5 protein-coding genes and 1 pseudogene are annotated in these 5,630 nt (G+C 51.7%); all 6 read right to left on the minus strand.

What is annotated here, in order from left to right; all coding sequences use genetic code 11:
- A partial coding sequence (locus VU18_RS15740; RefSeq protein ID WP_369793585.1) for a methionine ABC transporter permease occupies positions 1-398 on the minus strand: 398 nt, incomplete at its 3' end.
- Positions 399-444: 46 nt separating this feature from the next.
- Positions 445-1,458 (minus strand): methionine ABC transporter ATP-binding protein, encoded by a 1,014-nt coding sequence (locus VU18_RS15745; protein ID WP_014196858.1) that lies wholly within the window; start codon positions 1,456-1,458, stop codon positions 445-447.
- Positions 1,459-1,471: 13 nt separating this feature from the next.
- Positions 1,472-2,725 (minus strand): acyl-CoA dehydrogenase family protein, encoded by a 1,254-nt coding sequence (locus VU18_RS15750; protein WP_014196857.1) that lies wholly within the window; start codon positions 2,723-2,725, stop codon positions 1,472-1,474.
- A 55-nt stretch (positions 2,726-2,780) separates the two neighbouring features.
- On the minus strand, positions 2,781-4,094 hold the full coding sequence (locus VU18_RS15755; RefSeq protein WP_014196856.1) for an LLM class flavin-dependent oxidoreductase: 1,314 nt from the start codon (positions 4,092-4,094) through the stop codon (positions 2,781-2,783).
- 114 nt (positions 4,095-4,208) lie between these two features.
- Positions 4,209-5,327 carry an LLM class flavin-dependent oxidoreductase gene (locus VU18_RS15760; protein WP_014196855.1) on the minus strand — a complete coding sequence of 373 codons (1,119 nt, stop codon included), beginning with the start codon at positions 5,325-5,327 and terminating at the stop codon, positions 4,209-4,211.
- 110 nt (positions 5,328-5,437) lie between these two features.
- Positions 5,438-5,630 (minus strand): annotated as a pseudogene (locus tag VU18_RS20890) (hypothetical protein); the annotation flags it as partial.

The following is a 5,630-nucleotide window of genomic DNA, read 5'->3' on the forward strand; positions in this document are numbered from 1 at the left end:
GTGAGTCCATGGATGATGCCGGGAAGAGCATCGGACAGCAGAACATCTTTGATAATCATCCACGGAGTGGCTCCTACGGCGGTAGCAGCTTCAATCACGCCTTTATCGACTTCCCGCAAAGCGGTTTCCACAATGCGGGCGAAAAATGGCGTGGCGGCCACGGACAGCGAGACGGCCGCTGCTGTTGGACCAATGGTGGTGCCAACGAGCAGTTTCGTCAACGGCAGCAAGGCGACTAGCAAAATGATAAATGGGATCGAGCGGACGATGTTGATTAGAAAACCGAGAATGGTTTGCAGTGGTTTGTTTTCCCAAAACAAACCGCGATCTGTCACAAATAAGAGCACACCAAGCGGAAGCCCGGCGATGACGGCGGCTAACAGAGAAATGCCCACCATGTACAACGTATCCCAGAACGCTTTTAATAGTTCTGGAGCCAGCGCTTCAAGCGGCACGATCGATCACCTCGACTCCTTTTGTCCGTTCGGCCATGTAGCGAATGGCGCGCTCGACTTCCTCTTCATCTCCGCTCAATTCTAACAGTAGCACCCCAAGCGGTGTGTCGTTGATGTACTCAATTTTTCCGTGCAAAATGTTCCCGCGCACACGGAATGTTTGCAGCGTGTCGGATAGGATGGCTTGTTCAGCGGCAGGCCCTTGGAACAAAATTCGCACTAACGTTCCGGTTCGCGCTTGAAGCAGACGTTCTGGAACATCTAGGCGCAGCACATGCTCAACGAACGAGCGGGTCAACGGCTGCTGCGGTTGGGTAAACAGATCGTATACGTGGCCGATTTCGACAATGCGGCCGTTTTGCATCACAGCGACACGGTCGCAAATTTCTTTAATGACTTCCATTTCATGCGTAATGACGACAATGGTAATGCCGAGTTCGCGATTAATTTGCTTGAGCAACTGCAAAATAGAAGACGTTGTCGCTGGATCGAGGGCGGATGTCGCCTCGTCGCACAACAGGACGGTCGGATTGTTGGCTAAGGCGCGGGCGATGCCGACGCGCTGTTTTTGCCCTCCGCTTAATTGAGACGGATAAGCGTCACGTTTATCCAAAAGTCCAACCATTTCTAGCAGCTCGTGGACGCGAGTTTCGATTTCGGTTTTTGTCTTGCCTGCCGCCCGCAAGGCAAAGGCGATGTTTTCAAACACCGTTTTGGAACGAATTAAGCAAAATTGTTGAAAAATCATACCGATCTTCAATCGCGCTTCGCGCAATGCGGCTCCAGACAAGGCGGTGATGTCGGTGTCATCGACGATGATGCGGCCGGATGTCGGTCGTTCTAATAAATTGATGCATCGGAGCAAGGTGCTTTTTCCAGCGCCGCTATGTCCAATGATGCCAAAGATTTCTCCGCTTTGGATGGAAAGGGAAACATGGTCGACGCCGACCACTTCTTTCCGATGGACGTTGTAGATTTTCGTCAACTGTTCAATGTCAATCATGTCGTTCCTCCTTTCAAATGGTCGGAGAAGGATGTGGATTTGTGTTTGCTTTTTTGGCGGTTGTCGTTCCATTGGAAATGGCTTGGGACGCAAACAATTCCAAGACAGCGTCTTCCATCGGCGGATTATGCAATCCCGCCCGAACGTCGCGGTAATATTGTTGCAACGGGTTGGAAAGCTGCAAGCTTTTGGCGCCGACGATGCGCATGGCCAAATCGACGACTCGGTTGGCGCTGTTTAAGGCGATATATTTGGCGGCTGCCAATTCCCGATCCATGAATGGGCGTTTTTCTGGAAGCGTATCCCATCGTTCGGCCACAAAATAAAGAAAATGTCGAGCTTGAAACAATTCCATGTCCATTTGCGCGATTTTTTGCCGAACGTGCGATAGATGGATGATCGGTTCGGATACGCTGTTCGGTTGATAGTGTAAGGCAAACGAAATGGCGTAATTTCTTGCCGCGATGGCCGTCCCTAAATAGCAGGCTGGAATATGCAAAAGCCACGCTCGGCTTCCTCCTCCTTTGACGAATTCCAATTGATCGAGTTCGACTAAAGCATCTTGAGGCAGTTCGACATGGTCGAAAATGACGTCATCGCTTCTTGTCCCGCGCATGGCGATCATGTTCCACGTTTGTTCAATGCGAATGCCGTCGAGTCGATGATCGACGAGGAAAAATCCGACTTTTCCCGTATCGGCGATCGTTGCGGTCACCAATGAGTAGTCCAAGGCTTCTGCCATTGAAGCAAATGATTTTCTTCCGGTGAGAATCCATTTTCCATCGCGTTTCACTGCCGTCGTGACCGGCTTTCCTCCGCGCGTCGGGCTTCCGGTTGCTTCTTCGGTGGCGAGCCGGTTGATGACCGCTTTTCGTTCGACAATTTCGCGGCAAAGCCATTCAAAGGTGCGCCGATTCCATGTGTTGCGTTCGCGAATGTCGTAGACAAGTCCCAAATGCCAACCGGCGCACAACCCGGTGGAAGCATCCCCTTGGCTAAGCCGTTCTTGAATGAGAATCAATTCATATAAGGACAACTCTTGCCCGCCGAATTGGTTGGGCACGGTCAACGACAAATAGTTCGTTTCTTTCAAACGGTTGAAATGCTCAAACGGAAACATCGCTTCTTCATCGATTTGCCGCATGTTCTGGCGAAATTGTTCTGCAAGCAGGGCCGCCTGGTGCAACAGTTGTTCGTGACGTTCCGTTTTCACAAACAGTTGTGATAAATCATTGGCTAATTGTGGGATGACATCGGGAAACGACAATGGAATCTCTCCTTTTCGATCGATGTTCGACGATTGGTCTTGATTTTTCGATTCCTCACACGCGGATCGACTTTGGCACCGGCAATCCTAAGTGGTCTCTCAATGTTGTTCCTTCATAGTTGCGACGGAATAACCCGCGTTTTTGCAAAATTGGGATCACATGCTCAACGAATGACTGCAGTCCATTTGGATAATATGGGAACATGAGATTAAACCCGTCCGCTGCCCCTTGGAGAAACCAGTATTCGAGTTGGTCCGCGACTTGTTCGGGAGTGCCAATGATCGTAAAGTGCCCTCGCGCCCCGGCGATTCGTTGGTACAATTGGCGAATCGTCAATCGTTCGCGGCGCGCTAGATCAATGATGAGTTGACGCCGGCTTTGGTTTCCATTTGTTTCTGGAATGTCGTCGGGAAGCGGATCATCCAGTGAGTAACCCGAAAAGTCGATGCCGCCTAAGTAGTCGGATAAAAACGCCAGCCCGACCTCTGGCACGATCAGCTCCTGCAATTGTTCATATTGCTCCCTTGCTTCCTGTTCGGTTCGGCCAATGTAAGGTGCTACGCCAGGCATGATCAAAATATGGTCAGGGTTGCGTCCGGCGCGTGCGGCTTCCTGTTTCACAGTTTGGTAAAACCGCTGGGCGTCAGTCAACGTCGATTGGGCGGTAAACACCACTTCTGCAACATGGGCGGCGAAACGGATGCCGTCTTGTGATGAGCCGGCTTGAATCAAGACGGGTTTTCCTTGCGGCGGACGCGAAGAGTTCAGCGGTCCGCGCACAGAAAAATGTGTTCCATGATGGTTCAATGGCCGCCACTTTTCTGCATGAAAGTAGATTCCGGATGATTGATCGCGAATAAGTGCCTCTTCGTCCCAACTTTCCCACAGACCGTTGACGACATCGACAAATTCACGCGCACGCTCGTAGCGCAGCCGATGTTCCAAATGAGCCGTTTGGCTGAAGTTGTACGCTTCTTCCTCATAGTAAGACGTTACGATGTTCCAAGCTGCTCGCCCGCGGCTAATATGATCGAGCGAGGAAAATTTTCGCGCGATGTGAAATGGTTCATTGTATGTGGTTGAAGCAGTGCCAGCCAACCCGATGCGATTGGTCACAGCTGCTAAAGCGGCGAGCAGTGTGAACGGCTCGAGCCGGACGATCTCGGCAGGGTGAGACAACGGCTCAATAGCGAGCCCGTCGCTGACAAACAGCATGTCCAGCTTCCCTTGTTCCGCTATTTCAGCAATGCGGCGAAAAAATGTGAAATCTTCGCACCATTCCGGCCGCACATCGGGGTGTCGCCATGCGGCGATATGATGGCCGACGCCCATGAGAAACAGCCCGAATTTCATTTGCCGCACACTCATGCCATTGACTCTCCTTTCGTAGATGACGGTGTCCAGACGTGGTTTGCAATAGGAACCTCTTTGTTGATCAAGCCGATAGCGCGCAAATCACCGGCTTGTTGTTGCAAATCACGATTAGATCCATACTTCCGTTTGTCGAAGGCGCTCGCGAACAAGAGGGATCACGGAAGTTCCTACTTGCTCGATCGTCTCTAAGTGAGGAAAGCCGCGCAACAATACGTAATCAAAGCCGAGGCTGATGAATTCAATCAGCCGATCAGCCACCTGCTCGGGAGTACCGACGAGTGCAATCGAGTTGCCCGACAGCACTTGAGTGAGCCCGGCCCATAAGTTCGGACCGATTTGGAAACGCCGCTCGGCGCTCGTTTTCATCAATTCGTGCAATCGTTTCGCACCAACCGAATCTCCCTTTTGAATCAGCTCGTCCTTTTTTCGTTTCGCTGACTCCGACAGATGGCTGACCAACGCATCGGCCTGCTCCCATGCTTCTTTTTCCGTTTCTCCCAACACGACTTGAAACGAGATGCTGTAACGCAGCGTCCGGCCATAATGCGCTGCTTTTTGCTTCATTTCCTGGATTCGTTCTTTCATCCGTTCGAACGTCTCGCCCCACATCATGTACACGTCCGCTTCTTTCGCCGCCACTTCTTTGGCAATGTCCGAGGCGCCTCCGAAATAAATGGGTGGGCGCTGTGCAGGTTTGGGGAACAGCGAGGCGTTTTCGAGACGGTAAAACCGTCCTTCATACGTGACGGAAGGGAGAGTAAACAGTTGCTTCAACAGATGGATGTATTCCCTCGTCCGTTCATATCGCGTATCATGGTCAAGAAAGTCCCCCTCAGCCGCTAATTCTTCTGGTGAACCGCCTGTCACGATATTGGGCAATGCCCGCCCATTTGTCCAACAATTGATCGTCGCCAATTGTTTGGCAAAAATAGCAGGTGAAGTGGCGCCAGGACGGGCGGCGAACAGAAGGTGCAATTTAGTCGTCCGCGCTGCCAGATAAGCAGCGACGGCCAACGAATCGAGGCAACCTGCGCCTGTCGGCAACAGCAGCGTGGAAAAGCCATGGGCTTCCGCTGCTTTCGCAATCGCCTCAATGTACTCGACTGTCGGTGGACGCTCTGGATTCTCGTCCGTTCCGGTCCAACTGTTCAAGTTCGTCGAATTGCTGCCAAGACCGACGAATGTGCTGTCTCCAGATGTCGGGGCCATCGTAATAAATTCAACCATGTTTCCTCCTCCTTGTGGTCGGGATGGATCATCATCACGGGATCGTCTTCAAAAAGAGAAAAGAGAACAGAGCGCTTTTCGCTTTGACCGTTGTTCGTGAACGGTCCTTGTCAGCTGGCGACAATCATTTCCGCCGGCAGCCGATCACTTGATGAAAGCAGACCATTCCGCCACCGCTTTTCGAATTCTCGGAACGGAATCGGCTGTTCCAACAAATAAAATTTGACTTGTTGCTCGACTGCTTGAGCGTAGGAGCGTTCACAAAACATATTTGGCGGGGAAGCGAAGGCGTCGGCTCCTTTT

The sequence above is a fragment of the Geobacillus sp. ZGt-1 genome, assembly GCF_001026865.1.
In the GTDB taxonomy this organism is placed as follows: Bacteria; Bacillota; Bacilli; order Bacillales; family Anoxybacillaceae; genus Geobacillus; species Geobacillus thermoleovorans.